Raw genomic sequence first — 26,832 nt, forward strand, 5'->3', positions numbered from 1 at the left:
CCGCGGTCTTGTCGCCTCGGAGCGCCCGATCCCGGGCTGCCAGGCAGGCGATCCAACCCCCCATCGAGGAGCCGACCAGGATCGGCGCTGCCTCGACATGGGCGCCGAGCACCGCCTGCGCGTCCTCCAGCCACGACGTGATCGTGCAATCGGTGAACGTGCCTCCGGACTCGCCGTGGGCTGCGTAATCGAATCGGACGAATCTGCGCCCGGCCTGAGCCGCCCAATCATCCAGGGCCGTCGCCTTGGTGGCCTTCATGTCCGACCGGAAGCCGCCGAGCCAGACCACGGGCGGGCTCGAGCCGGGGCGCACGCGCACCGCGATGCGGCGCGCGGCGGCGCCCGCACCGACCGTGAGATAGCTGAGCTCCGGATCGGCCATGCTGAACTCCAATATCCCTGTGCATGCACGGGAGAACGCGGTCCGTGAGCCGGTCCGGTTCAAACTCCGTTTACCGGACCGTAAAGCGCGGCGGCGATGCTCAAGCAATGGCAACGAGCATTTGGCAGATACCGGCCGGGGGCCTGCGGGTCCTTGCCGACGGTCCGCGGGCGGGTCACGGTCCGCACGGCCTGTCGGGTTTCCCCGGCGAGATCGGGGTGCTGGCGGGGGCGCGGATCCTCCAGATCATCCCCGAGCTCGAGGCCGGGGGCGCCGAGCGCACGACGGTCGACGTCGCCGGCGCCCTGGCGGCGGTCGGCGCGCGCGCCCTCGTGGCGACGGAGGGCGGACGCCTGGTCGGCGAGCTGCAGGCCAAGGGCGGGCATTGGCACCGCTTCCCGGCGGCGTCGAAGAATCCGGCCGCCATGGCGGTCAACATGCTGCGGCTCATGGCGCTCTGCCGCCGCGAGGGCGTGCAGGTCATCCATGCCCGCTCCCGCGCCCCCGCCTGGGTGGCGCTCGGGGCCGCGCGCCGCCTCGGCCTGCCATTCGTGACGACCTATCACGGCAGCTATTCCGGCCGGACCGGCGTCAAGGTGCTGTACAATTCGGTGATGGCCCGGGGCGACGTGGTGATCGCGAATTCGCGCTACACCGCCGACCTGATCCACAGGATGCATGCCGAGCAGGCCGGGGAGAGGGTGCGGGTGATCCATCGCGGCACCGACCTCGCGGTGTTCAATCCGGTCGCGGTCGGAGCAGGCCGGGTCGAGGCCCTGCGCCGGGCCTGGTCGGTGGCGCCCCACGAGCGCGTGATCCTCCTCGCCGCCCGCCTCACCGCCTGGAAGGGGCAGCGTGTGCTGATCGAGGCGGCCGCGCAGATGCGCGACCGGGGCGTCCCGGACCTCGCGGTGGTCCTGGCCGGCGATCCCCAGGGGCGGACCGCCTACGAGCGGGAACTCGACGCGCTGATCGCCGCCCGGGGCCTCGGCGCCGTCGTGCGCCGGGTCGGCCATTGCACCGACATGCCCGCCGCCTTCCGAGCCGCGTCTGTCGTGGCGGTGCCCTCTGTCGAGCCCGAGGCCTTCGGGCGCTCCGCCGTCGAGGCGCAGGCCCTCGGCACGCCGGTGGTGGTCTCGGATCTCGGCGCCGTACCGGAGACCGTCCTGGCGCCGCCGGATGTTCCTGCCGGCCAGCGTACCGGCTGGCGCGTCCCGCCGGGGGACGCCTCCGCGCTCGCCGGGGCGCTCACCGAGGCGCTGTCGCTCGGCGCCAGCGCCCGGGATGCCCTGGCGCGCCGGGGCCGCGCCCATGTCGAGGCGCATTTCTCGCTGGAGCGCATGGTCGGCGACACCCTGGCGGTCTACGCCGCGCTGCTCGGCCGCAAGGGTTGAGCGATGGGTCTCATCCCGGCGCGTTGGTGGTCTCCGGATCGGCCGCAAAAACCTCCCGGGCGGCGAACAATCCGTTCAGGGCCGCCGGGAAGCCGGCATAGACCGCCATCTGCATCAGGATCTCGACGATCTCGGCGCGGGTCAGCCCGACGTTGAGGCCGGCCGCAATATGCACCTTGAGCTGCGGCGCCGCGTTGCCGAGGGCTGCCAGCGCCGCGATGGTGGCGATCTCGCGGCTGCGCAGATCGAGGCCGGGGCGGGAGTAGATGTCGCCGAACGGGAACTCGATCAGGTAGCGAGCGAAATCCGGGGCGATGTCGGCCAGCGACGCGACGACCTGTGCGCCGGCCTGTCCGTCAATCTGGGCGAGGGCCCGCTGCCCGCGGTCGTAGCGGCTCTCGTCGGGGGCGGGTTGGGTGTGCGTCATCCTGCGTCTCCGTGTCGGTGTCGGCATATCCGGCGATCTTGGAGTCGAGGACGAGAAGGCAGGCCTGGAACGCGTCGATCCGGTGCCGGACCTGTTCGCGATGCCGTTCGAGCAGCGTCCGGCGTGCCGGGCCGGTGAGATCGCCCTGCGCCCGCAACGTCGCGTAGCGCAGCATCTCGCTGATCGGCATGCCGGTTGCCTTCAGGCGGCCGAGGAAGGCGATCCAGGTCAGGATCGATGCGTCGTAGTCTCGCCGTCCGGACCGGTCCCGGTCGGCGTAGGGCAGCAGGCCGATTCGCGCGTAGTAGCGGAGCGTATGGGCCGACAGACCGGACCGCATGGCGAGATCCCCAATCTTCATGGACGCCTGGTCTCGTCACGACGCAGGAACAGGTACCGCTTCGAGCGCACTCCAAGTCAAGGGCGCCCCCCTGCGGATCGGGCCGGCGCCCGGGTGATTATTTCGCGTGCCGTGCCGGTCGGCCGTTGACTCTGGCCGTGCTTCCGCCAACGTAGTATGTCCGGGCGGAACCGGAGCGGCTGGCGGTCGGGAGATCCTCGGATTGGGTCGTCCGGTCCGCCGTTTCGTCGTTGCAGCAGGAGACCGAAGCCATTCGTAGACCGATGAGAGCCATGCCGGCCCCGCAGAAGGACGGGCCGCGCGCCAACCGCGATATTCGCGGGGTGCGGGAAGTGCAGCTGATCGACGATACCGGGCAGAACCGTGGCGTCGTCGCCTTCTTCGATGCCCTGACGCTCGCCGAGGAGGCAGGCCTCGATCTCGTGGAGATCGCGCCGAACTCCGTGCCGCCCGTCTGTAAGCTGCTCGATTACGGGCGCTTCCGCTTCAACGAGCAGAAGAAGCAGAACGAGGCCCGCAAGCGGCAGAAGACGGTCGAGGTCAAGGAGATCAAGCTCCGCCCCGGCATCGACAAGCACGACTACGACACCAAGATGAAGTCGGTGCACCGCTTCTTCGAGGAGGGCGACAAGGTCAAGGTGACCCTGCGCTTCCGTGGCCGTGAGATGGCTCACCAGGATATCGGCCTGCGCCTCCTGGAGCGCGTCAAGAACGAGACTGCCGAGATCGCCAAGGTCGAGAGCGAGCCGATGCTCGAAGGCCGCCAGATGATCATGATCCTGGCACCGCGCTGATTCGTCCGCAAATACCGATGCCCAGCGCCGCCTCCTGACCGGGGCGGCGTTTTCATGTGGCGCTTCCGTGGGACTGCGCGACCGCCTATCTCCTGCCCATGGCCCTGGCTCCCGACGAAATCGAACGCTACGCCCGTCACCTCGTCCTGGCCGAGGTCGGCGGGCCCGGCCAGGGGCGCCTGAAGGCAGCCCGGGTGCTGGTCATCGGGGCCGGAGGGCTCGGCGCACCGCTGATCCAGTACCTCGCCGCCGCCGGCATCGGCACGATCGGCATCGTCGACGACGACACGGTCTCGCTGTCGAACCTCCAGCGTCAGGTGATCCACGGCACGCCGGATCTTGGCCGGCAAAAGGTCCAGAGCGCCGCCGACGCGGTGGCGCGGCTCAACCCGCGCGTGACGGTCGTGCCGCACCCGCTTCGCATCGGGCCGGACAACGCCGTCGAGCTGATCGCCGGCTACGACCTCGTCGCCGACGGGTCCGACAATTTCGCCACCCGCTACGCCGTCTCGGATGCCTGCTTCCAGGCAGGGCGCCCGCTTGTCACAGCGGCGCTCGGCCGGTTCGACGGCACGCTCACCACCATCCGGGCACACGAGACCGGCCCCGACGGGACACCGAACCCGACTTATCGCTGCCTGTTTCCGAACCCGCCACCGCCCGGCAGCGTGCCCGCTTGCGCCGAGGCCGGGGTTCTGGGGGCGCTCGCCGGGGTCATGGGTTCGCTGATGGCCATGGAGGTGATCCGGGCCGTGGCGGGGTTCGGCGAGCCGCTGGTCGGGCGTCTGCTGATGGTCGATGCCCGCTCCATGCGGTTCGAGACCCTGCGCTACGGCTGGGATCCGGACAATCCGCTCAGCGGTACGCGGCGTTCAGCCGAATAACGGCCCCGGCGGCATCCAGGGCCCTTCGGCCTGCTCCTTGCCGAGGCAGCATTTCTTGAACTTCTTGCCCGAGCCGCAGGGGCACGGATCGTTGCGCCCGACATCCTTGAACGGGTTGCGCTGCGGTTCTCCCGCCCCCTCGACGGTCCAGTCGAGCGCTTCAATCGCATCGTCCAGATAACCGTACTGGTAAGGGCCCAGCCGGTCCCGGTCCTGGGGGTTTGCCTCGGCCTTGCGCAGGGCCTCCTTGAACCAGTCGGCGTCACTGACTTCGTCTGTGATACGTCCGTCCGCGCGGGCCGCCGCGACCCGGGGTGCGAGGTCCCGGAAGCCGAGATGCGCGATCGTCTCCTCCCAGCCGACCCAGACCGGCGCCGCCTCGACGGCCGCCTGGGCGTCGTCGAAGCGGACCAAGAGGTTGTGCATCGCGGCGCGGTCGATCCGACCTTCCAGTGTCAGGAAGGTGCAGGCCGAGAGGAGCGCCATCCGGGCGTAATCGTCGACGGTGCTGTCGAGGATCAGGCGGAACAGCGGCGCGGGATCGCCATCGAACAGGCTTGTCAGGACCTTCGCCAGGGTCGCCGTGAGGGCGTCGCCCAGCACCGCGTCGAGGCTTTCCTCGTCCTGGCGCAGCAGGTGCAGGAGGGGTCCGAGGGCGCGCACGTCACGGGTCTGGGCCATGACGTGCAGGCCCCAGAAGACGAGGTTGGTCTCCTCCAGGGTGAGTTCGCGTTCATCGGCCGCCGCCTCGAGCAACGGCAGGGTCGCCTCGGCGACCGCCTCCGGATGAGTCAGGGCTTCCCGCAGCGCCGCGGTCGGCCGGTGTTCGGCCGCCGCGAGATCCGCGATGAGCAGGGCGATCCGATCCATCCGGCGCTCCTCAGCTCCGGAGCGTGGCGCCGGTCCGGCGCACAACCTCGGCCACGATCTTCGCGCTCACCGCCTCGATCTCGGCATCGGTCAAGGTCCGTTCCACGGGCTGCAGACGCACCGCGAGGGCCACGGATTTCGATCCCGCCGGGACGCCCGGGCCCTCGTAGAGGTCGAACACGTCGACCCCGGTGACCAGCTTGCGCTCTGCGCCCTGGGCGGCCTTGACGATGTCGCCGGCGGGCACGTCGCGGCCGACCACGAAGGCGAAGTCCCGCGACAGGGGCTGGAACTCGGACAGCACCAGAGCGGGCTTGGTCTTGGTCGGCCTGTGCTTTGGCGGGGGCAGCGCGTCCAGGACGATCTCGAAGGCCACGAGGCTGCCCTTGAGGTCGAGTTCCTGCAGCGTCCGCGGATGCACCTCGCCGAACCAGCCGATCTCGGTCTTGGGGCCGAAGCGAAGCGTCCCGGAGCGGCCGGGATGCAGCCAGGACGGTCCCCCGGCGGTGACCTGGAGTCCGCCCGTGGGCACGCCGAGGCTGCCGAGCAGCGCCAGGGCGTCGGCCTTGGCGTCGAAGGCGTCCACCGTCTCGGCCGATCCGTCCCAGTGGCGCCCGGCGCCCTGCACGGTGGCACTGCCCCGGCGGACCGCCGCGGCGCGGATCGTCTGACCCTCCGGCTCATCGGAGGTGAAGCACTGACCGGTCTCGAACAAAGCGGCATCCGGGTGGCCGCGGTCGGCGTTGCGCTGCGCCGCGCGGAGCAGGCCGGGCAGCAGGCTGGGGCGCATGTCCGACAGTTCCGAGGCAATGGGATTGGCCAGCGCCAGATCGGCACCGCCGCCGCCGAACAGCACGGCATCGGTGTGCGGGACGAAGGACCAGGTCACGGCCTCCATCAAGCCGCGGCTCGCCAGAGCACGCTTGGCGGTCCGCGTGCGCTTCTGCATCACGGTGAGAAGCGATCCGCCGACTCCGGCGAGACGTGGCAGGGGCTTCGGCACGATCCGGTCGAGCCCGGCGATCCGCACGATCTCCTCGACGAGATCCGCCTTGCCCTCCACGTCCGGACGCCAGGACGGGGTGAGAACCTTCACCCGGTCGCCGGTGCCGGAGACGTGGAAGCCCAGCGTCTCCAAAATCAGCTTCGCCTCGGTGCGCGGCACATCGAGGCCGGCGAGGCGGCGGACCTCGGTCCAGGGGAAATCGATGATCCTCTCGGATTCGGGCGCCTCGCCGGCGACCCGCGCCTCACTCGGCGTACCGCCGCACAGATCCACCACGAGGCGGGTCGCCAGATCGAGCCCGGGCAGGGTGGAGGCCGGATCGACGCCGCGCTCGAACCGGTAGCGGGCGTCGGTGATGATTCCCAGGCGCCGGCCCGACTGCGCGATGTTGGCCGGATCCCAAAGCGCCGATTCGATCAGCACGTCCGTGGTGGTCTCGTCGCAGCCCGAGTCCTGGCCGCCCATGATGCCCGCGATCGATTCCACGCCGCGCCGGTCGGCGATCACCACGGTCTCGCCGGTGAGGGCGTGGGTGCGGCCGTCGAGGGCGCGCAGGCTTTCCCCCTCGCGGGCCCGGCGCACCGTCAGAGCCCCCGACACCTTGGCGGCGTCGAAGACGTGCAGCGGCCGCCCGCGGTCGAAGGTGATGTAGTTGGTGATGTCAACGAGCGCGTTGATCGGGCGCAGCCCGATCGCCCGCAGCCGCGCCTGCATCCAGGCGGGCGAGGGGCCGTTCTTCACGCCGCGCACCAGCCGCAGGGCGAAGAGGGAGCACAGATGCCGGTCGGCCGGCTCGAAGGCCAGTTCGACCTCCACCGGGCAGGGGCCTTCACCGCGCAGCGCGGGCAGGGTCTCGCGCTTGAGCGTGCCGATCCCCGCGGCGGCGAGGTCGCGGGCGATGCCGTGGACCGAGGTGCAGTCCGGCCGGTTCGGCGTCAGGTTGATCTCGATCACCGGATCGTCGAGGCCGGCATAGAAGGCGTAACCCTGGCCCACCGGCGCGTCGGCGGGGAGTTCCAGGATGCCGTCATGATCCTCACCCAGCCCGAGTTCGGCCCCCGAACAGAGCATGCCGTGACTCTCGACGCCGCGGATCGTGCCCACCGACAGGGTGATGTTCTTGCCCGGCACGTAGGTGCCCGGCGGCGCGAAGACCGAGACGAGGCCGGCGCGGGCGTTCGGCGCGCCGCAGACCACCTGCACGGGAGCGCCGGCGCCCGCATCCACGGCGCAGACCCGCAGCCGGTCGGCATTGGGGTGCTGCTCGGCCGTGAGGATCTTCGCCACGACGTAGGGCTTCAGCGCGGCCGCCTTGTCGTCGAGCCCCTCCACCTCGAGCCCGATGCGCGTCAGCGTCTCGGCGATGGTGTCGAGGGACGCCTCGGTGTCGAGGTGATCCTTGAGCCAGGAGAAGGTGAATTTCATTTTCTTCTGGGAGGAAAGAGGAGGTGCAAGGCGAGCGTCCGGCGATCCTGAGGGGTCAAGGTCTGAAGGCGCGTGACGAGGTCGCCCGCTCGATCGACATGCTCTCGGGCCTTCGCCGACGTGAATACGTTAGGTCGTGGTGGCGCGTAATCGGCGAGCTTCCGGGCGTTCTGCAACGGGACTATATCGTCGCCAATCTGCCTCAGCGCTTGGTTGATCTTCAAGGGGCCGTCACTCACGAACGCCTGCTTGAGAGGTCCGTGGTCGATCTGGCGGTACACGCGCTCGAACTCTGCCGAGTTGCTGTCTGAACCCGGGAGTATCTCGTCGGCGCAGAGTTGCATAATGGCGTGAAACGCGGCGTAATAGGCCGTGCTGACCGTACGTCTTTTCGCGGCAGAACTGCCAGGAAACCGTTCGATCAAGTCGGCCGCTTGGCCAAGCATCTGTGCGACCATCGCGGTCATCGGCTAATCGACGTCTTCCTCAACTCGCTGCTCGTCGGCAACGTCGTTGCTCAAGAACACGAATCGATCCTCTCCGCGTGCCAGCAAAGCCGAGCGAAGATCATGCACAGCCGCGATAAGTGGATCAGGCTTGGCGGTCGGCCGATGTCCGTAACGGGCGGTCACACGGATGATCGGATCTCCATCGAAGTCCGTATCGGACCAGACATCCGCGCCTAGAAATTGCGCCGCCGGAACCCGGTTGCGCAGGACGTCGTGAACGATCTCGCTGATCTGTTGATCGGTCATGGCAGCCCTCGTCATCTCACCTCGTCAGCCCGCCGACCAGACTCGGCACGTCGAGCGGCCTGAATCCGTAATGGTCGAGCCAGCGGACATCCGCGTCAAAGAACGGGCGCAGGTCCGGCATGCCGTATTTGAGCATGGCGATGCGGTCGAGGCCGACGCCGAAGGCGAAACCCTGCACGGCATCCGGATCGAGGCCGCAATTGCGCAGCACGTTCGGATGGACCATCCCGCAGCCCAGGATCTCGAGCCAATCCTCGCCCTCGCCGAAGCGGATCTCGCCGCCCTTGCGGGAGCACTGGATGTCGACCTCGGCCGACGGCTCGGTGAAGGGAAAGAACGACGGCCGGAAGCGCATCTTCACGCTGTCGACTTCGAAGAACGCCTTGCAGAACTCCTCCAACACCCATTTCAGGTTGGCGATGTTGGCGCTGGTGTCGATCACCAGCCCCTCGACCTGATGGAACATCGGGGTGTGGGTCTGGTCGGAATCGTGCCGGTAGGTCCGGCCCGGGATGATCACCCGGATCGGCGGCGTCTGCGACCGCATCGTCCGGATCTGCACCGGGGAGGTGTGGGTCCGCAGGACCTTGCGCTTGCCCGCGGCGTCCGGGGCCAGGAAGAAGGTGTCGTGCATCTCCCGGGCCGGATGGCCGGGCGGGAAGTTGAGCGCCGTGAAGTTCAGCTCATCCGTCTCGATATCGGGCCCCTCGGCCACCGCGAATCCCATATCAGCGAAGATCGCGGTGATCTCGTCGATGACCTGAGAGATTGGGTGGATCCGGCCGCGCACTTCCGGCGCCTCGCGGACCGGCAGGGTCACGTCGATCCGCTCGGAGGCGAGCCGCGCCTCCAGGGCCGCCTCCGCCAGCGCCGCCTTGCGCGCCGTGACGGCGGCCTGCACCTGGTCGCGCAGGCCGTTGATCAGGGGGCCGCGCGCCTTCCGTTCCTCGGGCGTCATGGCACCGAGGGTCTTCAGCAGTTCCGAGACGCTGCCCTTCTTGCCGAGTGCCGCGACGCGAACCGCGTCGAGGGCGGCCTCGTCGGACGCCGCGCTCACCTGGGCCAGGAGGTCGCGTTCGAGGGTGTCGAGATCGGTCATCGCTGTCTTCGAGCAGGGTTGGCAGAGTCTGCCGTCGCGGCGTGCTCTCGCGCGTTGCGCGCCCGGGCGCAAGCGCGGGGCGGGACCGGGCAAACGACGAAGGCGCGGCCCCCGGGGGAACCGCGCCTTCCGTCCGTCTCGCGCTGGGCCTGGATCAGGCGGCCTTGGCGGTGGTCTGCGGCAGCGCGGCCTTCGCCTTCTCGACGACGGCGGCGAAGCTCGCCGGCTCGTGGATCGCGAGTTCCGACAGTGCCTTACGGTCGACGATGATTCCGGACTTCGCCAGGCCGTCGATGAAGCGCGAGTAGGTCAGGCCATGCTCACGGACGGCAGCGTTCAGGCGCTGGATCCAGAGGGCGCGGAAGGTGCGCTTCTTGTTCTTGCGGTCGCGGTAGGCATATTGCATGCCCTTCTCGACCGCCTGCTTGGCGATGCGGATGGTATTCTTGCGCCGGCCATAATAGCCCTTCGCGGCCTTCAGAACTTTCTTGTGCTTCGCGTGACTGGTCACGCCGCGCTTGACGCGGGCCATCGGTTATCTCCTGGTTTCGACGAAAGACAGTGGCAACTTGTATCGAAGACTTACCGCGCGTTCGGCAGGAAGTACTTCTTCACGTTGGCGGCATCGCCCTCGAACAGGGTCGTGGTGCCGCGCAGGTTGCGGATCTGCTTGGTCGTCCGCTTGATCATCCCGTGGCGCTTACCGGCCTGGGCGTACATCACCTTGCCGGTGCCGGTGATCTTGAAGCGCTTCTTCGCGCCCGACTTGGTCTTCAGCTTGGGCATTTGGCTCTCCGTTGCGCAAAAATTCCCCGGGGCCGACCCGTGAGGGTCGGATGAGGATCGCGCGTTGATGCTTCTGGTGGAGCAGCACGAGCCGCCACGGCAGCCCTAATCGGCCGGGCGGTTCGACGCGGAGCGGCTTATGACAGAAAGCTGACGCGGCGGCAACGCCTCAGCAGCGGAGCGGAGCGGGCGCCCACGCGCACCGCACGTGGCGGGCGCCCGCCACGTGCCGAGATCGGTTTTCGTCCTCGTGATTCGGGGAATGCGGGGACAGCGCCCGCACCGCACAAAAGAGGAGGCGACAGACGGTCGGCCAGGAACCATAATCTTGGCCGTCTGTTTCATTCATGTCCCGCTCAGGCCGGCAGGGTTAGCCTCCCCGTCAAATTCGGCCATTCAGGAGACACTTCGTGCGCATTGCCCAGATCGCTCCGTTGTCGGAGGCCGTTCCTCCGAAGTTCTACGGCGGCACCGAGCGCGTCGTCAGCTGGATTACGGAAGAACTGGTCCGCCAGGGCCATGAGGTCACGCTGTTCGCCAGCGGCGATTCCCAGACCGGCGCAAAGCTCGCCGCATGCACACCCGAGGGCCTGCGTCTGCTCGGCTATCGAGACCACACCGCCAGCCACCTGGCGATGCTGCATCAGGTGCACCGGCGTGCCCACGAATTCGATATCCTCCATTTCCATATCGATCTACTGCAATATCCGATGTTCGAGGACTTGAACCACAAGTGCCTCACGACGATGCACGGTCGCCTCGACGTGCCGGACTTCATGCCGGTCTACCGGACCTTCACCGGGATGCCCCTGGTGTCGATCTCCGACAACCAGCGCCTGCCGATGCCGCCGACCTCGAACTGGCTGGCGACGATCCATCACGGCCTCCCGGCCCAGAACTGCCCGTTCTATCCCGAGGCCAAGGGCGGCTATCTCGCCTTCCTGGGCCGGATCTCCCCCGAGAAGCGGCCCGATCGCGCCATCGAGATGGCGATCCGCTCCGGGACGCCCCTCAAGATCGCCGCCAAGGTCGACAAGGCCGACCAGGATTACTGGGACGAGGTCATCGAGCCGATGATCCATCACCCGCTGATCGAGTTCATCGGCGAGATCAACGAGGAGCAGAAGAAGGACTTCCTCGGCAACGCCCTGGCCCTCGCCTTCCCGATCGACTGGCCGGAGCCCTTCGGCCTCGTGATGATCGAGGCGATGTCGGCCGGCACGCCGGTGATCGCCTTCCGCAACGGGTCTGTTCCGGAGGTGATCAAGGACGGCGTGAGCGGTGTGCTCTGCACCTCGATGGACGAGGCGGTGGCGGCGGTCGACAAGGCCAAGGCCATGAGCCGCGCCGGCGTGCGTCGCCACTTCGAGGGTCACTTCACCGCCGAGTGCATGGTCAACAAGTACGTGGCCGCGTACCAGGAGCTCGCCGCCCGCGGTGCGGACGTGATCAAGCTGCCGACCTCGGGGTTCAGGCCGCAATACGGTGACGTGAACGGGTCCGCGCGGCCGGCCATCGCGGTCGCCGCGATGCCGGCCTGATTGGCGGCATCGGGCTTGCGGGTTCCCCCCGGGCCGGCCTAGCATCTTTCAGGCGACTCATCCGTTAGGCGAACGAGGGCCGCCGCATCAGGAGTGATGCGGCGGCCTTCTCGATTCACACCCTCACGACACCGGAGATGCCCTGCATGGCGGCGGACAACAGCGCGGCAGCCCACGATGCGACGGTTCGGACGGCGGCGAGCGCCGGACGCGTGGCGCAGGGCTTCCAGGACGCGGACGACGTGCTCCCGCCCTATCACATCGAGGCCCAGACCTCCCTGGTGGAACGGCCCCTGCGGTCGTTGAAGTTCGGCGAAGCGTTCGGCGTCCTGGATTCCTACGGCGATATCGGCGTCCAGCCCGGCCCGGAGGGCCTGTATTTCCAGGATACGCGCTACCTGTCCCGTCTCGAACTGACGGTGGAGGGGCAGCGTCCGCTGATGCTCTCCTCGGTGATGCAGGACGACAACGGCGCACTCAGCGTCGACATGACGACGCCCGACATCCGCCTCGACGCCCATGACGAGACCGCGATCCCCCGCGAGACGATCGCCATCGAGCGTACCAAGTTCCTGTTCCGCGGGGCCTGCTACGACCGGATCGGCCTGCGCTCCTTCGATTCCAAGCATCGCCGCCTGCGCATCGCCGTCAGTTTCGACGCGGATTACCGGGACCTGTTCGAGGTCCGCGGCACCGACCGCAAGGAGCGCGGCAAGCGCGGCGTCCTGGTGGCGAGCGACCGGGAGGTCCAGTTCCGCTATGTCGGGCTCGACGAGATCGTCCGGACCACAGGCCTGCATTTCGGCCCGAAGCCGGACCTGATCGAGCCCGGCCGCGTCGCCTTCGAGGTGGCGCTGCCCCCGGGCGGCAAGACCTCGCTGTTCATCCGCGTCACGTTCGAGGCCCATCGTGCCTTCACCAAGCCGCCCAGCGACACCATGGTCGGTGAGGATGCGGCCGCCAAGCTGACGCTGGCGGCCAATGCCGGCGGCGCCCGGCGGGAGCCGAAGGACCTTGGCGAAGGCATGATCTTCGCCCGCGCCTACCGGGATTCCCGCCGCGACCTGCGCACCCTCACCGCAGGGATCACCACGATCATCACCTCGAACGACCAGTTCAACGAGGGCCTGTGCCGGGCCACGGCCGATCTCTACATGCTGGCGAGCCGCACCCCGGAGGGGATCTACCCGTTCGCCGGCATCCCCTGGTACTCCACGGTGTTCGGCCGCGACGGCATCATCACGGCGATGATGGCCCTGTGGATCGACCCGAAATTCGCCCGCGGCGTCCTGCGCTATCTCGCCTCCACCCAGGCCAAGGCGGTGGATCCCGCCGCCGACGCCCAACCCGGCAAGGTGCTGCACGAGACACGCCGCGGTGAGATGGCGATGCTCGGGGAGGTTCCGTTCCGGCACTATTACGGCACGATCGACGGCACGCCGCTCTTCGTGATGCTGGCCTGGGAGTATTACGCCGTCACCGGGGACCTGGAGACCGTCCGGTCGATCTGGCCGGCGCTCGAACTCGCGCTCGAATGGATGGACCGCTACGGCGACCGCGACGGCGATGGCTTCGTGGAATACGCCCGCGACACCGACAAGGGCCTCGAGAACCAGGGCTGGAAGGACAGCCACGATTCGATCTTCCACGCCGATGGGCAACTCGCCAAGGGCCCGATCGCGCTGTGCGAGGTGCAGGGCTACGTCTACGCGGCCAAGCACGGCATGGCGAAGCTCGCGGCCCTGCTCGGGCACGATCCGATGGCCGAGCGCCTGACCCGGGAGGCGGCGGCGTTGCGCGAGGCATTCGACGCGGCGTTCTGGAACGAGGAGATCGGTACCTACGCCCTCGCCCTCGACGGGGCGAAGACGCAATGCGCGGTGCGCTCGTCCAATGCCGGCCACGCCCTGTTCACCGGCATCGCCAAGCCCGAGCGGGCGGCGCGGGTCGCCGAGACGCTCCTGTGCAAGGACGGGTTCAATGGCTGGGGCGTGCGGACCATCGCCAGGGGCGAGGCGCGCTACAACCCGATGTCGTACCACAACGGCTCGATCTGGCCGCACGACAACGCCCTGATCGCGATGGGTTTGGCGCGCTACGACCGCAAGCACGAGGCCGCGCGCATCTTCCAGGGGATGTTCGACACCTCGCTCTACCAGGATCAGAAGCGCCTGCCGGAGCTGTTCTGCGGTTTCATGCGCCGCAAGCAGCGTGGGCCCGTGGCCTACCCCGTCGCCTGCAGCCCGCAGGCTTGGGCGGCCGCCGCGCCGTTCGCGTTCCTGGCCGCCTGCCTCGGCCTGGAACTCGACCACGCGCGCAACCGCGTCGGGCTGAAGAACCCGATCCTCCCGGCCTTCCTCGACGGCGTGACGCTCTTCAACGTCAGGCTCGGGGATTCTCGCCTGGACCTGCGGTTCCAGCGCTACGACGACGACGTCACCGTCTCGGTGCAGCGCCGCCACGGCGATGCCCATGTGGTGGTCACCAAGTAGGAGTTCCGACCGGGATTCCCGGCGCGGCCCGCTTCGGGGTAAGCGGTCCGCGCGGCATTCTCGGCCGCCGAGGACGGGTCCATGCCGGCTGATCACGACGCCCCGCACGCCGCGTTGCGCCTCGCGCAGGCCCTGATCCGCTGCCCCTCCGTGACCCCGGAGGATCGCGGTGCCCTCGACGTGGTCGCCGACGCGCTCCGGCCCGCGGGCTTCGCGATCGAGCGTCCGGTCTTCGGTGAGCCGGGTTATCCCGACACGCCGAACCTCTATGCGCGGATCGGCCGGGGCGGCCCGTGCCTGGTCTATGCCGGCCACACCGATGTGGTCCCGGCGGGCGATGTCCCCTGGCGCCACGGCCCGTTCGACGGGGCGGTGGCCGACGGCATGCTGTACGGACGGGGCGCCGCCGACATGAAGGGCGGCATCGCCTGCATGCTCGCGGCGGCGCTGGCCTTTCTGGAGCGCCGCGGACCTGAGTTTGCCGGCTCCATCGCCTTCCTGATCACCGGCGACGAGGAGGGGCCGGCGGTCAACGGCACCGTCAAGCTGCTCGATTGGGCGCGCGACCGGGGCGAGCGCTTCGACCATTGCCTGCTCGGCGAGCCGACCAATCCGGGCCGGCTCGGCGAGATGATCAAGATCGGCCGGCGCGGCTCGCTCACGGGCAAGCTCGTGGTGCTCGGCCGGCAGGGGCATGTCGCCTATCCGCACAAGGCCGAGAATCCGATTCCGAGCCTCCTCCGCCTTGCCTCGGCGCTGATCGCCGAACCCCTGGACGGGGGGACGGCGCATTTCGATGCCTCGAACCTCGAATTCACCACCCTCGACGTGGGCAATCCCGCCACCAACGTGATCCCTGCGACCGCGCGGGCGACGTTCAACGTGCGCTTCAACGACGACTGGACGGCGGAGAGCCTGGGCGCCGAGATCCGCAGGCGCCTGGAGCAGGCGGCCGGGAATGCGGTGCGCTTCAGCCTCGACCTTCAGCCCTCGAACGCGCCGGCCTTCCTCACCCGGCCGGATTACTTCGTGACCCTCGTCTCCGAGGCGATCCGGGCGCTGACCGGCCTGACGCCCGCGCTCTCGACCACGGGGGGCACGTCGGATGCCCGCTTCATCAAGGATGCCTGCCCGGTGATCGAGTTCGGCCTCGTCGGCGAGACGATGCACCAGGCCGACGAGTGCGTGGCGGTCGCCGATCTGGAGCGGCTGACGGCGATCTACGGGCGGGTGCTGGAGGCCTATTTCCCGATCTCGTAGTCGACACCCACGAAGGTCAGTCCGGCGGCCGGCGCCAGCGGCCCGCACCGGCGCTTCTCGCCGGAGGCGAGGATGTCGGCGACGTCGTCGGCCGAGAGCCGCCCGCAGCCCACGAGCATCAGCGTTCCGACCATCGCCCGCACCTGATGGTGCAGGAATGAGCGCGCCGAGGTCGCCACCACGATCTCGTCGTGCAGCGCCATCGGCGCGCGGACGACGTCGAGCTGCTCCAGTGTGCGGATCGGGCTGTTGGCCTGGCACTCGGCGGCGCGGAAGGCCGAGAAGTCGTGATGGCCGACCAGGCGCTGGGCTGCCGCGTGCATGAGATCGGCGTCGAGGGGCCAGGGCACGTGCCAGACCTGGGACCGGGTGAGGGCCGCGGGACTGCGCCGGTTCAGGATCCGGTAGCGATAGTGCCGACGGATCGCCGAATGACGGGCGTCGAAGCCGTCCGGAACCCGCTCTGCCGCGAGGATCGCCACCGGCTGCGGCCGCAGATGGGCGTTGAGGGCGTCGCGGACCGTATCGGTCCGCCAGTCCTTGGCGAGGTCGAGATGGGCCACCTGATGGATGGCATGCACGCCGGCATCGGTCCGGCCGGCGCAGGTGAGCCGGCCCTGCTCCCCGGAGAAGCGCAGGATCGCAGCCTCGATCGCCCCCTGGACCGTGGGATCCTCGGCCTGCCGCTGCCAGCCGCAGAACGGGCCGCCGTCATACTCGATGACGAGCTTGTAGCGGGGCATCAGCCGAGGCGGGCGCCGGGCGCCAGGCGGGCGCCGCGGACGAACTCGGGCCCGCTGGCGCTGCCGCCCTTCCCGGCCCGGCGCAGCTCCGCGAGCCGCACCGCGCCGACGCCGCACGCGACGGTGCCATCGGGATCGCGCAGGGTCCCGGGCTCGCCCGCGCCCTCGGTCGGGGTGGCGCGGAGCACCTTCACCCGCTCCGATCCCTTGCAGAGATCGGCCTCGAAGAACGCGCCCGGGGCCGGCGAGAGACCATTGATGCGGTTGGCGACCTCATCGGCCGGACGCGTCCAGTCGATCCGCGCCTCGTCGTTGGTGATCTTGTGCGCGTAGATCACCCCATCGCCCGGCTGCGGCGTGAAGGTCAGCTGGCCCCGTTCCAGGAGGACGAGGGCGCGGGCCATCAGGTCGGCGCCGACCGGCATCAGCGCGTCGTGCAGCGCGCCGGCGGTCATGCCGGCGGCGATCGGGACCCGCGCCTCCAGGGCGACCGGCCCGGTATCGAGCCCGGCCTCCATCCGCATAACGCCGACGCCGCTCTCGGCATCCCCCGCCATCACGGCCCGCTGGATCGGCGCCGCCCCGCGCCAGCGCGGCAGCAGCGATCCGTGCAGGTTCAGGCAGCCGTGTGTCGGCGCGTCGAGGATGACCTGCGGGAGCAGCATCCCGTAGGCCACCACCACCGCGACCTCGGCCCGGTGCGCGGCGAACGCCGCCGCGGCCTCCGGGGTGCGCAGGGTGACGGGCGTGAGCACCGGCACGCCGAGCGTCTCGGCCAGGGTATGGACCGGGGAGGGGCGCAGGCTCATGCCGCGGCCCGCCTTGGCGGGCGCGCGGGTATAGACGGCGACGACGGTGTGCCCGTCCTGCGCGAGCCGCGCGAGCGTCGGCACGGCGAAGTCCGGGGTGCCCATGAAGACGACGCGCATGGCCGGCTCAGGCCGCGTCGCGCTTGGCCGCTTTGGTGAACTTCTTGATCACCCGGTCCCGCTTCAGCTTCGAGAGATGGTCGATGAACAGAACGCCGTTGAGGTGGTCGATCTCGTGCTGGATGCAGGTGGCGAGCAGCCCCTCGGCCTCGATCTCCTGCTCGGCCCCGTCGAGGCCGCGGAACCGCACGCGGACCCGGTCGGGCCGCTCGACCTCGCCGTAATATTCGGGGATCGACAGGCAGCCCTCGTCGTAGACGCGCATCTCCGCCGAGGACCAGACGATCGCGGGATCGATGAACACCTGCGGTTTGCGGACACCCTCTTCCTTCGACGTGTCGATGGTCACGACGCGCCTCGCCACCCCGACCTGGATCGCCGCGAGCCCGACGCCCGGCGCGTCGTACATGGTCTCGAACATGTCGGCCACGAGGGTCCGGATCTCGCCGGTGATCGGACCCACCGGATCGGAGATGCGGCGCAGGACGGGATCGGGGAGGATGACGAGCGGGCGGATGGTCATTTCGGAAACCGGCAGGGACAGCGCCGGGTCGGATCCGGGCCGAGCGTCGAATAGGATGCGGGTGAAGACCGGTCAAATACCGCCGCGGGGACATGCGGTTCGGCCGGCGCCGCCGCTAGAAAGCCGTCCGGCTCCGGATCGCGGCCGTCAGCGTCCCCTCGTCGAGATAATCCAGCTCGCCGCCGACCGGGACGCCGTGGGCGAGGCGCGTGACCTTCGCGTCGCAATGCCGGATCGATTCCGTGACGTAATGGGCGGTGGTCTGCCCGTCGACGGTGGCGTTGAGCGCCAGGATGACCTCCGTGACCTCGGGCCGGGCCACGCGCTCCACCAGGCTCGCGAGGTTCAGGTGTTCCGGCCGCACCCCGTCGAGCGCCGAGAGGACGCCACCGAGCACGTGGTAGCGGGCCTTGACGGCTCCGGAGCGTTCGAGCGCCCAGAGGTCGGAGACGTCCTCCACCACCACCAGGGTCGTGGGATCGCGCTCGGCATCCCGGCAGATCGTGCAGGGCTCCGACGTATCGACGTTGCCGCAACTGGTGCAGACGACGATGCGCTCGGCCGCGACCCGCATCGCGTCGGCGAGCGGCCCGAGCAGCGTGTCGCGCCGCTTAATGAGCTGCAGCGCGGCGCGCCGGGCCGAGCGCGGTCCGAGGCCGGGCATGCGGGCGAGGAGCTGGATCAGACGTTCGATTTCGGGGCCGGCGACGGCTTGGGGCATCGTGCCTCTTGGCGGGTATCGGCAGGCGCGGATCGGGCGCGCCGCGTGGAAGTTGTCCGGCACGGGCTTAGCCCGCGCCGGCCCTCATGCAAGGGTGCATGAGCGCCCACCCCGAGCGGCGACCTGGCATGTGGGTATTCCAGAGCGCATCCGCGCGTTCGGGCCGGCAAGTCGATGCGGGTGACTGCTTACAGACGGGGGTTCCTGCGCCCGCAACTGTGATCGAGCCAGGTCCGACACGTTGCGGGCCGCAGATGGAGCCCATAATGACAGCGACGCTTCGCCGCCTACTCAGTGGAGAGACGGGAAGCGACCGGGGAACGGAGATCCTGCGCGCGGCGGACCTGTACGACCGCGCGGACGTCTCCCGGGCAATTCCGGACGGTGAAGCCGTCCGGCTCAGTCGCGTCGACGGTCGAACAGGGGCCCGGGAGATACGCTCTTGACCAACATCGGTGATCACAACGCGGCCCATGGCGCGGAGGCCGCCGGCTTCCGCGACCTCAAGGCCGTCCACTGGAACTTCGAGGCGCCACGCCTCTACGAGGAGGCGCTCGCCCGCAAGGAGGGCCAGCTCGCCCGCGGCGGCGCCTTCGCGGCGACCACCGGTAGCCATACCGGCCGCTCGCCCAAGGACAAGTTCGTCGTGCGCGACGCCAGCACCGAGAGCGAGGTCTGGTGGGACAACAACGGCGCGATCACGCCGGGGCAGTTCGAGACCCTGCGCCAGGATTTCCTGACGCATGCCGCGGGCCGGGAGCTGTTCGCCCAGGACCTCTATGGCGGCGCCGATCCCGCCTACCGGGTCAAGGCCCGGGTGTTCACCGAGTTCGCGTGGCACTCGCTGTTCATCCGCAACCTGCTGATCCGGCCGGACCGCACCGAGATCCCGGACTACGTGCCGGACATGACCATCATCGACCTGCCGAGCTTCCAGGCGGATCCCGCCCGGCACGGCTGCCGGTCCAAGACCGTGATCGCCATCGATTTCGCCAAGAAGCTCGTGCTGATCGGCGGCTCGGCCTACGCGGGCGAGATGAAGAAGTCGGTCTTCACCTACCTCAACTACATCCTGCCCGGTCAGGGCGTGATGCCGATGCACTGCTCGGCCAACGCGGCCCTCGACGCCGAGGGCGGCTCGGCGATCTTCTTCGGCCTCTCCGGCACCGGCAAGACCACCCTGTCGAACGATTCCTCCCGCCAGCTGCTCGGCGACGACGAGCACGGCTGGTCGAACGACGGCATCTTCAACTTCGAGGGTGGCTGCTACGCCAAGACCATCCGCCTGTCGCGCAACGCCGAGCCGGAGATCTACGCCACCACCGAGCGCTTCGGCACGGTGATGGAGAACGTGGTGATCGATCCGGTGACCCGGGCGCCGGATTTCGACGACGCCTCGCTCACCGAGAACACCCGCTGCGCCTACCCGCTCGACTTCATCGCCAATGCCAGCGCCACCGGCCGGGCCGGGCATCCGAAGAACATCGTGATGCTGACCTGCGACGCCTTCGGGGTGATGCCGCCGATCGCCAAGCTGACCGGCGCCGAGGCGATGTACCACTTCCTGTCCGGCTACACCGCCAAGGTCGCCGGCACCGAGCGCGGCCTCACAGGTCCCGAGGCGACCTTCTCCACCTGCTTCGGCGCCCCGTTCATGCCCCGGCACCCGAGCACCTACGGCAACCTGCTGCGCGAATTGATCGCCAAGCACAGCGTCGATTGCTGGCTAGTCAACACCGGCTGGACCGGCGGCGGCGTCGGCACCGGACGGCGGATGCCGATCCGCGTCACCCGGCGCCTGCTGAGCGCGGCCCTCGACGGCTCGCTGTCGCAGGCGGAGTTCCGGCGCGACCCGTATTTCGGCTTCGCGGTGCCGGTCTCGGTTCCGGGCGTCGAGCCGCACATCCTGACCCCGGTGAAGACCTGGGGCAACAAGGGCGCCTTCGTGGAGACGGCGGCACGCCTCGTGAAGATGTTCGACGACAACTTCAAGCGGTTCGAGACGCATGTCGATTCCGACGTGCGCGCGGCCGGACCGACCGCGCAGGCGATCGCGGCCTGATCCCCGGGGGCGGGCGGCCTGAGCGGCCGCCCGTCACCGCGGCGACTGCGCGATCAGGATGCCTGCCAGGGTGAGGGCGACAATCCCGAGGATCAGCGACAGCAACCGCCAGAACAGGAGCGGATCGCGCTCCAGCAAGGCGGGCGGCCGGGCATCCGTGAAGGCCGGGTTCGGATACCGGAGATCGTGGACGAATTCCGACAGGGCCTGATAGCGCCGCAGCGGGTTTGGGTGGACGGACTTTCGCAGCGCACCGTCGACCCAGGCCGGAAGCAGCGGCCGCACGCCGAGCGCCGAGGCATAGCGCAGCCGGCGCTGGGCCGCCGGGGTCCGCGCCCGCGGTACCGCATCGCCGTAGGGGAGCCGCCCGGTCAGCATCTGATAGGCGATGACGCCGACCGAGAACACGTCGGACGCGGCGGTGGAGGGCGCACCGAGGAAGCATTCCGGCGCGGTGTACTGCACCGTCCCGAGGATCTCGCCCGGGTCGATCCGGGGATCGCCCTCGACGACCCCGGCGACCTTGGCGGCGCCGAAATCGATCACCTGCACGATCCCCGCCGCGTCGATCAGGACGTTGTCGGGCCGTAGGTCCTGATGGACCATCTCCAGGCGGTGGAAGGCCTGGACGCCCCTGACGAGCTGCTCGACCAGACGGCGCACCGCCTCCAAGTCGGGTGATGCGTGATCGCGCATCCACTGGGTGAGCGTCTGACCCTCGACATAGCGCATGACCGTGTAGAGGTGGCTGCGGCGGCGTGCCGGCGGCTGGGCCTTGAGGACGTGCGGGTGGTCGATGCGCCGCGCGATCCACTCTTCCATCACGAAGCGGCGGCGCTGGGCGGGATCGTCGCGCAGATCGAGCGACAGGACCTTCAGCGCCACCCGCACCCCGGTCTCCGCCTCGACGGCGAGGTAGACGCGGCTCCGGGGCCCCGAGTGGAGGATCCGCAGGAGCCGGTAGCCGTCGAACTCGGCCGGCGGATCGAGCAGCGGCGCGGGATCGAGCCCCTCGGCATCCCCGAGCAGGTCGGCCGGCGCGCCCTCCGGCACGGAATCGACCCGCACGATCTGGATCGTCAGGTTGTCCAGGCTGCCGGACGCGAGCGCGGCCGCGACGATGGCGGCCGCCGCCGCGTCGAGGTCGCCGGCGGCCGCGATCGCGGCGGCGATCTCCCGGGGCCGGACATAGTCGTGGACGCCGTCCGTGGTGAGCACGAAGATGTCGCCGCCCGCGATGGCGAGCGTCTGATAGTCGATCTCCGCGCGGCCGGTCACGCCGAGGGCCCGACCGAGATAGGATTCCGCCGCCGAGACCACCACGCGGTGATCCTCGGTGAGCTGTTCGAGGGAGTGGCCGGACACGCGCCAGATCCGGGCATCGCCGACATGGAAGAGATGGGCGGTGCGGGCTTTCAGGATCAGGGTATCGAAGGTGGTGACGTAGCCCCGGTCGGCATCGTGGGGATCGCGGCCGCGCCGCGTCTGGGCGTAGAGCCAGGAATCGGCTGCCGCGATGACCCGCTGCGCGGCGTTCTTCACGGACCACGTGTCGGGGGTGGCGTAGTAGTCGCTGAGGAAGCTCTTGACCGCGGTCTCGCTCGCCGCCGCGCCGGCCGCGCTGCTGCTGATCCCGTCGGCGAGCGCCACCACGATGCCCTTGAGGCCGAGCGCCGGCGGCGTCGGAACCAGCAGGCCGTGGAAATCCTGGTTCACGTCCTTGCGGCCGGCGGCGCTGTGCTGGCCGACCGACACCGCCAGGTCGCGGTGAGGACCGCTCGAAACCCCGCTCAAGCGGCCGCTGCCGCATTGTCGCTCCGGCCCCGGTAGGACAGCGCCTCGGCGAGATGCAGCCGCCGCACCTGCGCCTCGCCGTCGAGGTCGGCGAGCGTCCGGGCCACGCGGAGGATCCGGTGGAAGCCCCGGGCGGAGAGCCGCATGGTCTCGGCCGCCTGCCGGATCAGGGCGGCCCCGTCCGCGTCGGGGCTCGCCACCTCGGTGATCAGGTTCGCCGGACAGGTGGCGTTGGTGGTGGCCGCCGGCAGGCCGCGCCCGGCGTAGCGCGCCGTCTGGAGCGTGCGCGCCGACACCACCCGGGAGGCCGCCTCGCGCGAGCCCTCGGCGGGCGACGGCAGGATCAGGTCGGCCGCCGTGACCGCCGGCACCTCGATGCGCAGGTCGATCCGGTCGATCAGCGGGCCGGAGATCCGTCCCTGGTACTGGGCCATGCAGCGCTCGTTCGGGCCCCGCCGGCAGGTGTAGCCCGGCTCCAGCCCCTGTCCGCAGCGGCACGGGTTCATGGCCGCGACCAGCTGGAACCGGGCCGGATAGGTCACCCGGTGGTTCGCCCGGGCGATCATCACCTCGCCGGTCTCCATGGGCTGGCGCAGGCTGTCGAGCACCTGGGGGGTGAATTCCGGCAGCTCGTCCAGGAACAGCACCCCGCCATGGGCGAGGGAGACCTCCCCCGGGCGCGCGCCGAGGCCACCGCCGACCAGGGCCGCCATCGAGGCGGAATGGTGCGGCTGACGGAACGGCCGTCGGTCGGAGAGTGCCCCCTCCTTCAGCTCGCCGGCCACGGACTGGATCATCGAGATGTCGAGCAGCTCGCGGGGGCCGAGCGGCGGCAGGATCGAGGGTAGCCGGGCGGCCAGCATCGACTTGCCGGACCCGGGCGGCCCGTTCATCAGCAGATTGTGGCCGCCGGCCGCCGCGACCTCGAGGGCGCGCTTGGCCCCCTCCTGGCCCTTGATGTCGGCCAGGTCCGGCAGCGGCCCGGCTGGGCTCGCCACCGAGGGCTCCGGCCGGGCCATGACCTGGCTGCCCTTGAAGTGGTTGACGAGCTGGATGAGCGAGCGCGGGGCGAGCACGTCGAGATCGCCCCCGGCCCAGGCCGCCTCCGGCCCGGTGGCGGCCGGACAGACCAGCCCGAGGCCGCGGGCCCCCGCCGCGATGGCGGCCGGCAGCACGCCGTTGACCGCGGTGATGCCGCCGTCGAGGGCCAATTCCCCGAGGACGCAATAGCCGGCCAGCGCATCGGCCGGGATCGCCCCGATCGCCGCCATGACGCCCAGCGCGATCGGCAGGTCGTAGTGCGACCCTTCCTTGGGCAGGTCGGCCGGGGCGAGATTGACGGTGATCCGCTTGGCCGGCAGCGCCAGCCCCGAGGCGATCAGCGCGCCGCGCACCCGCTCCCGGGATTCCCCCACCGCCTTGTCGGGCAGGCCGACCACGTTGAACACCACCGAACCCGGGATGATCTGGACCTGAACGTCCACCGCCCGCGCCTCGATGCCCTCGAAGGCGACGGTGGCGACGCGGATGACCATCGGTGAACATTCCTCGCGGCATCGGGCCGGCCCCCCTCAGATGTGCGGGAGAATCGCATGGCCCTCAAGAGGACCGCCCCGGCGACGCAACCCGGGGTCGCGCATTCCTGTTCACAGCCGGAAGCCGCCGACCGATCGGAGACAGCCATGCGTCGCGCCACGCCCCTCCTCGCCCTCACGCTCCTCCTCGGCCTCGCCGCCGCCGCCCGAGCAGACGCCAAGCTGCCACCCGATCAACTCGCGAAGGTCGAGGCCGTCCTCCGCCAGCAGGGCATCACCGAGTGGAAAGAGATCGAGCTCGATGACGGGATGATCGCGGTCGACGACGCGATGGACGCCAACGGCCGGCATGTCGACCTGAAGCTCGATCCGAACACGCTCGCCGTAGTGAAGCGGGAGGCCGAGTAGGCGGCGCTTGCGTTCGGGCCGGGCCCCGGCCATATAGCCGGCGGGGGGTTGGCGAGGGACGTTTCACTCGCCAACCGGGTCAGGTCCGGAAGGAAGCAGCCCTAACGAGACCGAGCGGGTCTTCGTCCAGCCTCCCACCTCTTTCCCGCGCGCGACAGCCCAATCCCGACCCGGCATGGACGCTTCGACCGGCACGCCTGACGACGAGCCGGGCCTGCCCGGGTTTCCAGCGCCCCCGGCCGCGGCGACGCCCTATCGGGTGCTCGCGCGCAAATACCGCCCCACCAATTTCGGCGACCTGATCGGCCAGGACGCGATGGTGCGCACCCTCGCCAACGGGTTCGCGGCCAACCGCATCCCGCAGGCGTGGATGCTCACGGGCGTGCGCGGGGTCGGCAAGACCACCACCGCCCGCATCCTGGCCCGGGGCCTGAACTACGCCCGCCCCGGCCAGCCCGATACCGGCCCGACCGTGTCGATGCCGGAACTCGGCCTCCACTGCGCGGCGATCATGGAATCCCGGCACATGGACGTGCTGGAGATGGATGCCGCCTCGCATACCGGCATCGACGACGTGCGGGCGATCATCGACGGGATCCGCTACGGACCGGTCTCGGCGCGCTACAAGGTCTACATCGTCGACGAGGTCCACATGCTCTCCGAGAAGGCGTTCAACGCTTTCCTGAAGACGCTCGAGGAGCCGCCCCCCCATGCCAAGTTCGTCTTCGCCACCACGGAGATCCGCAAGGTCCCGGTGACGATCCTGTCCCGGTGCCAGCGGTTCGACCTGCGCCGGGTCGAGGCGCCGGTCCTGCACGCGCACCTCGCCAAGGTCTGCGCGGCGGAAAGGGTCGAGGCCGAGGACGAGGCCCTGGGCGCGATCGTCCGCGCCGCCGAGGGCTCGGTCCGCGACGCGCTCTCCCTCCTCGATCAGGCCATCGCCCACGGCGCCGGGACGGTCTCGGCGCAGAGCGTGCGCGACATGCTCGGGCTCGCCGACCGCGCCCGGATCCTCGACCTGTTCGAGGCGGTGATGCGCGGCTCGGTGCCGGCGGCCTTCGCGGAGCTGCGGGCGCAGTACGATTCGGGCGCCGATCCGTCGGTGGTTCTCTCGGATCTCGCGGCCTTCACGCATCTCGTGACCCGGCTGAAGGCGGTGCCGGAGACCGCCGCCGACCCGACGCTCAGCGAGGCCGAACGCGTCCGCGGCGGCCAGTTCGCGGACAAGCTCTCGATCCGCGCCCTGTCGCGGGCCTGGCAGATCCTGCTGAAGGCGATCCCCGAGGTCCAGGCCGCGCCGCGCCCGTTGGCGGCGGCCGAGATGGCGATCGTGCGCCTGGCCTACGCGGCCGACCTGCCGACCCCCGACGAGGCGTTGCGCCACTTAAGGGCCGAGGCGGCCGGCGCACCTGCCGACGAACCGCCCCCGCCGGGGCGTCCGGCCCTGCCGCCGATCCCCGACCTGCGCGGCGGCGGCTCTGCGGCGCTGGCTGTGGCACCCCGCACGGTTTCGGCCGAGCCGCTCCCGGCCGCCGCCCCGGTGGCGCTGGCCGCCCCGGCCGCGCGGCCGGCCCCCGTCGCGCCGCCCACGCCGCGCCTGGGCCGGTTCGAGGATTTGATCGCCCTGGCGGATGCCAACCGGGACATCCTGCTGCGGACGGCCCTGGAGCGGGATATCCATCTGGTGCGCTTCGAGGAGGGGCGGATCGAGTTCCGCCTCGCGGAGGGCGGACGGCCGAGCCTCGCCACCGACCTCGCCGCCGCCATCGAGCGCTGGATCGGCCGGCGCTGGGCCGTAGCCCTCTCGAAGGAAGAGGGCGCTCCGACCCGCGACGCCGCCGCCCGGGCGGTGACCGAGACGCGCCGCGAGAACGCCGCCGCCGACCCATTCGTCCGCGAGGTGCTGACGCGCTTCCCCGGCGCCGAGATCGTGGATGTCCGCGAGACCGCCGCCGAGGCGCTTCCGACCGCCGAGCAGCATATCCTGGGGGAGGGTGACGCCGCGCGGGTGGACGAGGTCGAGGACGACGATCCTTGAGGGTCGGTTCGGCGCCCCGGAGCGCGCCGGCCGATATGGACCCAGATCCCACCACCAGACGACGGGGAGAGACTCGCATGCGCGACCTGATGGGCATCATGAAGCAGGCCCAGGCCATGCAGGAGAAGATGGCCAACCTGCAGGTCGAGATGGACCAGATCGAGGTCACCGGTGCCTCCGGCGGCGGCTCGGTGCGGGTCACGATGACCGCCAAGGGTCAGATGAAGGGGGTCAGCATCGACCCGTCGTTGATGGTGTCGGATGAGCGCGAGATCCTCGAGGATCTGATCGTCGCCGCCTGCAACGACGCCCGCGGCAAGGCGGAGGCGACCATGCAGGAGCACATGGCCGAGCTGACCAAGGGTCTGCCGCTGCCGCCCGGCATGAAGCTGCCATTCTGAAGAGCGCGATCGCCCGTACTGCGGGAACAGGATCATGCTCCGCCGGTGCGAGGACCGGCCAAGGGATCGGACCTGCGCGTTAGCCTCCCCGGTGGGGACGGCGATGTTCACCCATCGCTGGCCGACACGTTCTCTCCTCCCCCGTGCGGGAGGCATTGGCGGTGGCGGTGGTGCAGGATTGAGTTCGGCGGTGCCTTCTGAG

At 69.9% G+C, this 26,832-nt stretch carries 26 protein-coding genes and 1 other RNA gene; 11 read left to right on the forward strand and 16 right to left on the reverse strand.

Features of this window, described 5'->3' with window-relative positions:
* On the reverse strand, positions 1–382 hold a 382-nt coding region (locus MKK69_RS16940), incomplete at its 3' end, for an alpha/beta fold hydrolase (RefSeq protein WP_243969681.1).
* 107 nt (positions 383–489) lie between these two features.
* On the opposite strand from MKK69_RS16940, the gene MKK69_RS16945 reads away from it, so the two are divergent.
* Positions 490–1,776 carry a glycosyltransferase family 4 protein gene (locus MKK69_RS16945; protein WP_243969683.1) on the forward strand — a complete coding sequence of 429 codons (1,287 nt, stop codon included), beginning with the start codon at positions 490–492 and terminating at the stop codon, positions 1,774–1,776.
* A gap of 10 nt (positions 1,777–1,786) precedes the next feature.
* Here the strand turns inward: MKK69_RS16945 and MKK69_RS16950 are convergent, their stop codons facing one another.
* Positions 1,787–2,203 carry a carboxymuconolactone decarboxylase family protein gene (locus MKK69_RS16950; protein WP_243969685.1) on the reverse strand — a complete coding sequence of 139 codons (417 nt, stop codon included), beginning with the start codon at positions 2,201–2,203 and terminating at the stop codon, positions 1,787–1,789.
* Entirely contained in the window at positions 2,133–2,564 is a 432-nt protein-coding gene (locus MKK69_RS16955; protein ID WP_243969687.1) for a MerR family transcriptional regulator, read from the reverse strand. The genes MKK69_RS16950 and MKK69_RS16955 overlap by 71 nt, the downstream gene beginning before the upstream one ends.
* A gap of 272 nt (positions 2,565–2,836) precedes the next feature.
* Here MKK69_RS16955 and infC point away from each other — a divergent pair, with 272 nt between their 5' ends.
* Both infC and MKK69_RS16965 read left to right on the forward strand, forming a co-directional pair.
* Entirely contained in the window at positions 2,837–3,358 is a 522-nt protein-coding gene (gene infC / locus MKK69_RS16960; protein WP_243969688.1) for a translation initiation factor IF-3, read from the forward strand.
* A 98-nt stretch (positions 3,359–3,456) separates the two neighbouring features.
* Positions 3,457–4,242: a HesA/MoeB/ThiF family protein gene (locus MKK69_RS16965; RefSeq protein ID WP_243969726.1), complete on the forward strand. Its 786-nt coding sequence runs from the start codon at positions 3,457–3,459 to the stop codon at positions 4,240–4,242.
* Here MKK69_RS16965 and MKK69_RS16970 read toward each other — a convergent pair.
* The 7 genes from MKK69_RS16970 to rpmI all read right to left on the reverse strand — a co-directional run bounded on the left by MKK69_RS16970 (position 4,231) and on the right by rpmI (position 10,183).
* Positions 4,231–5,112: a DUF1186 domain-containing protein gene (locus MKK69_RS16970; RefSeq protein WP_243969690.1), complete on the reverse strand. Its 882-nt coding sequence runs from the start codon at positions 5,110–5,112 to the stop codon at positions 4,231–4,233. The two genes, MKK69_RS16965 and MKK69_RS16970, sit on opposite strands and share 12 nt — an antisense overlap.
* A gap of 10 nt (positions 5,113–5,122) precedes the next feature.
* Positions 5,123–7,543: a phenylalanine--tRNA ligase subunit beta gene (gene pheT, locus MKK69_RS16975; protein WP_243969692.1), complete on the reverse strand. Its 2,421-nt coding sequence runs from the start codon at positions 7,541–7,543 to the stop codon at positions 5,123–5,125.
* Positions 7,540–8,010 carry a hypothetical protein gene (locus tag MKK69_RS16980; RefSeq protein WP_243969694.1) on the reverse strand — a complete coding sequence of 157 codons (471 nt, stop codon included), beginning with the start codon at positions 8,008–8,010 and terminating at the stop codon, positions 7,540–7,542. Before MKK69_RS16980 ends, pheT begins: the two co-directional genes overlap by 4 nt.
* Positions 8,011–8,013: 3 nt before the next feature.
* Entirely contained in the window at positions 8,014–8,298 is a 285-nt protein-coding gene (locus MKK69_RS16985) for a hypothetical protein (RefSeq protein ID WP_243969696.1), read from the reverse strand.
* 16 nt (positions 8,299–8,314) lie between these two features.
* Positions 8,315–9,397 carry a phenylalanine--tRNA ligase subunit alpha gene (gene pheS / locus MKK69_RS16990; RefSeq protein WP_243969698.1) on the reverse strand — a complete coding sequence of 361 codons (1,083 nt, stop codon included), beginning with the start codon at positions 9,395–9,397 and terminating at the stop codon, positions 8,315–8,317.
* 154 nt (positions 9,398–9,551) lie between these two features.
* The gene (rplT, locus tag MKK69_RS16995; RefSeq protein WP_160534568.1) at positions 9,552–9,929 is read right to left on the reverse strand and encodes a 50S ribosomal protein L20; all 378 of its coding nucleotides are present in this window, start codon (positions 9,927–9,929) and stop codon (positions 9,552–9,554) included.
* A 50-nt stretch (positions 9,930–9,979) separates the two neighbouring features.
* Positions 9,980–10,183, reverse strand: a complete 204-nt coding sequence (gene rpmI, locus MKK69_RS17000; protein ID WP_007561407.1) for a 50S ribosomal protein L35 — start codon at positions 10,181–10,183, stop codon at positions 9,980–9,982.
* A 410-nt stretch (positions 10,184–10,593) separates the two neighbouring features.
* Here rpmI and MKK69_RS17005 point away from each other — a divergent pair, with 410 nt between their 5' ends.
* The 3 genes from MKK69_RS17005 (at position 10,594) to dapE (ending at position 15,476) form a co-directional block, all read left to right on the forward strand.
* On the forward strand, positions 10,594–11,724 hold the full coding sequence (locus MKK69_RS17005) for a glycosyltransferase family 4 protein (RefSeq protein ID WP_243969700.1): 1,131 nt from the start codon (positions 10,594–10,596) through the stop codon (positions 11,722–11,724).
* Between the two features lie 146 nt (positions 11,725–11,870).
* Positions 11,871–14,216: a glycogen debranching N-terminal domain-containing protein gene (locus MKK69_RS17010; protein WP_243969702.1), complete on the forward strand. Its 2,346-nt coding sequence runs from the start codon at positions 11,871–11,873 to the stop codon at positions 14,214–14,216.
* Between the two features lie 81 nt (positions 14,217–14,297).
* A complete protein-coding gene (gene dapE / locus MKK69_RS17015) occupies positions 14,298–15,476 on the forward strand; it encodes a succinyl-diaminopimelate desuccinylase (RefSeq protein ID WP_243969704.1) in 1,179 nt (392 codons plus the stop codon).
* Here the strand turns inward: dapE and truA are convergent.
* From truA to recR, 4 genes are all read right to left on the reverse strand, one after another.
* Complete coding sequence (truA, locus tag MKK69_RS17020) at positions 15,458–16,219, reverse strand: tRNA pseudouridine(38-40) synthase TruA (RefSeq protein ID WP_243969706.1); 762 nt, start codon at positions 16,217–16,219, stop codon at positions 15,458–15,460. The genes dapE and truA overlap by 19 nt on opposite strands.
* Entirely contained in the window at positions 16,219–17,148 is a 930-nt protein-coding gene (gene fmt, locus MKK69_RS17025) for a methionyl-tRNA formyltransferase (protein ID WP_243969708.1), read from the reverse strand. Before fmt ends, truA begins: the two co-directional genes overlap by 1 nt.
* 7 nt (positions 17,149–17,155) lie before the next feature.
* A complete protein-coding gene (gene def, locus MKK69_RS17030; protein ID WP_243969709.1) occupies positions 17,156–17,671 on the reverse strand; it encodes a peptide deformylase in 516 nt (171 codons plus the stop codon).
* Between the two features lie 115 nt (positions 17,672–17,786).
* Complete coding sequence (gene recR / locus MKK69_RS17035) at positions 17,787–18,392, reverse strand: recombination mediator RecR (RefSeq protein ID WP_243969711.1); 606 nt, start codon at positions 18,390–18,392, stop codon at positions 17,787–17,789.
* 442 nt (positions 18,393–18,834) lie between these two features.
* Between recR and MKK69_RS17040 the strand changes: the two genes are divergently transcribed.
* Complete coding sequence (locus MKK69_RS17040; protein ID WP_243969713.1) at positions 18,835–20,454, forward strand: phosphoenolpyruvate carboxykinase; 1,620 nt, start codon at positions 18,835–18,837, stop codon at positions 20,452–20,454.
* Positions 20,455–20,487: 33 nt separating this feature from the next.
* Here MKK69_RS17040 and MKK69_RS17045 read toward each other — a convergent pair whose 3' ends face one another.
* Positions 20,488–22,209 carry a bifunctional protein-serine/threonine kinase/phosphatase gene (locus MKK69_RS17045; protein ID WP_243969715.1) on the reverse strand — a complete coding sequence of 574 codons (1,722 nt, stop codon included), beginning with the start codon at positions 22,207–22,209 and terminating at the stop codon, positions 20,488–20,490.
* Between the two features lie 35 nt (positions 22,210–22,244).
* Entirely contained in the window at positions 22,245–23,783 is a 1,539-nt protein-coding gene (locus tag MKK69_RS17050; protein WP_243969717.1) for a YifB family Mg chelatase-like AAA ATPase, read from the reverse strand.
* Between the two features lie 147 nt (positions 23,784–23,930).
* Here MKK69_RS17050 and MKK69_RS17055 point away from each other — a divergent pair, with 147 nt between their 5' ends.
* The 4 genes from MKK69_RS17055 (at position 23,931) to MKK69_RS17070 (ending at position 26,630) form a co-directional block, all read left to right on the forward strand.
* Positions 23,931–24,191 carry a PepSY domain-containing protein gene (locus MKK69_RS17055; protein WP_243969719.1) on the forward strand — a complete coding sequence of 87 codons (261 nt, stop codon included), beginning with the start codon at positions 23,931–23,933 and terminating at the stop codon, positions 24,189–24,191.
* A gap of 41 nt (positions 24,192–24,232) precedes the next feature.
* An RNA gene (gene ffs / locus MKK69_RS17060) (signal recognition particle sRNA small type) lies at positions 24,233–24,331 on the forward strand.
* Between the two features lie 35 nt (positions 24,332–24,366).
* Positions 24,367–26,229 carry a DNA polymerase III subunit gamma/tau gene (locus MKK69_RS17065; RefSeq protein ID WP_243969722.1) on the forward strand — a complete coding sequence of 621 codons (1,863 nt, stop codon included), beginning with the start codon at positions 24,367–24,369 and terminating at the stop codon, positions 26,227–26,229.
* A gap of 77 nt (positions 26,230–26,306) precedes the next feature.
* Entirely contained in the window at positions 26,307–26,630 is a 324-nt protein-coding gene (locus MKK69_RS17070; RefSeq protein WP_243969724.1) for a YbaB/EbfC family nucleoid-associated protein, read from the forward strand.
* Positions 26,631–26,832: the final 202 nt, after the last annotated feature.

Origin of the sequence: Methylobacterium sp. J-026 (assembly GCF_022829585.1) — a bacterium.
Classification (GTDB): domain Bacteria; phylum Pseudomonadota; class Alphaproteobacteria; order Rhizobiales; family Beijerinckiaceae; genus Methylobacterium.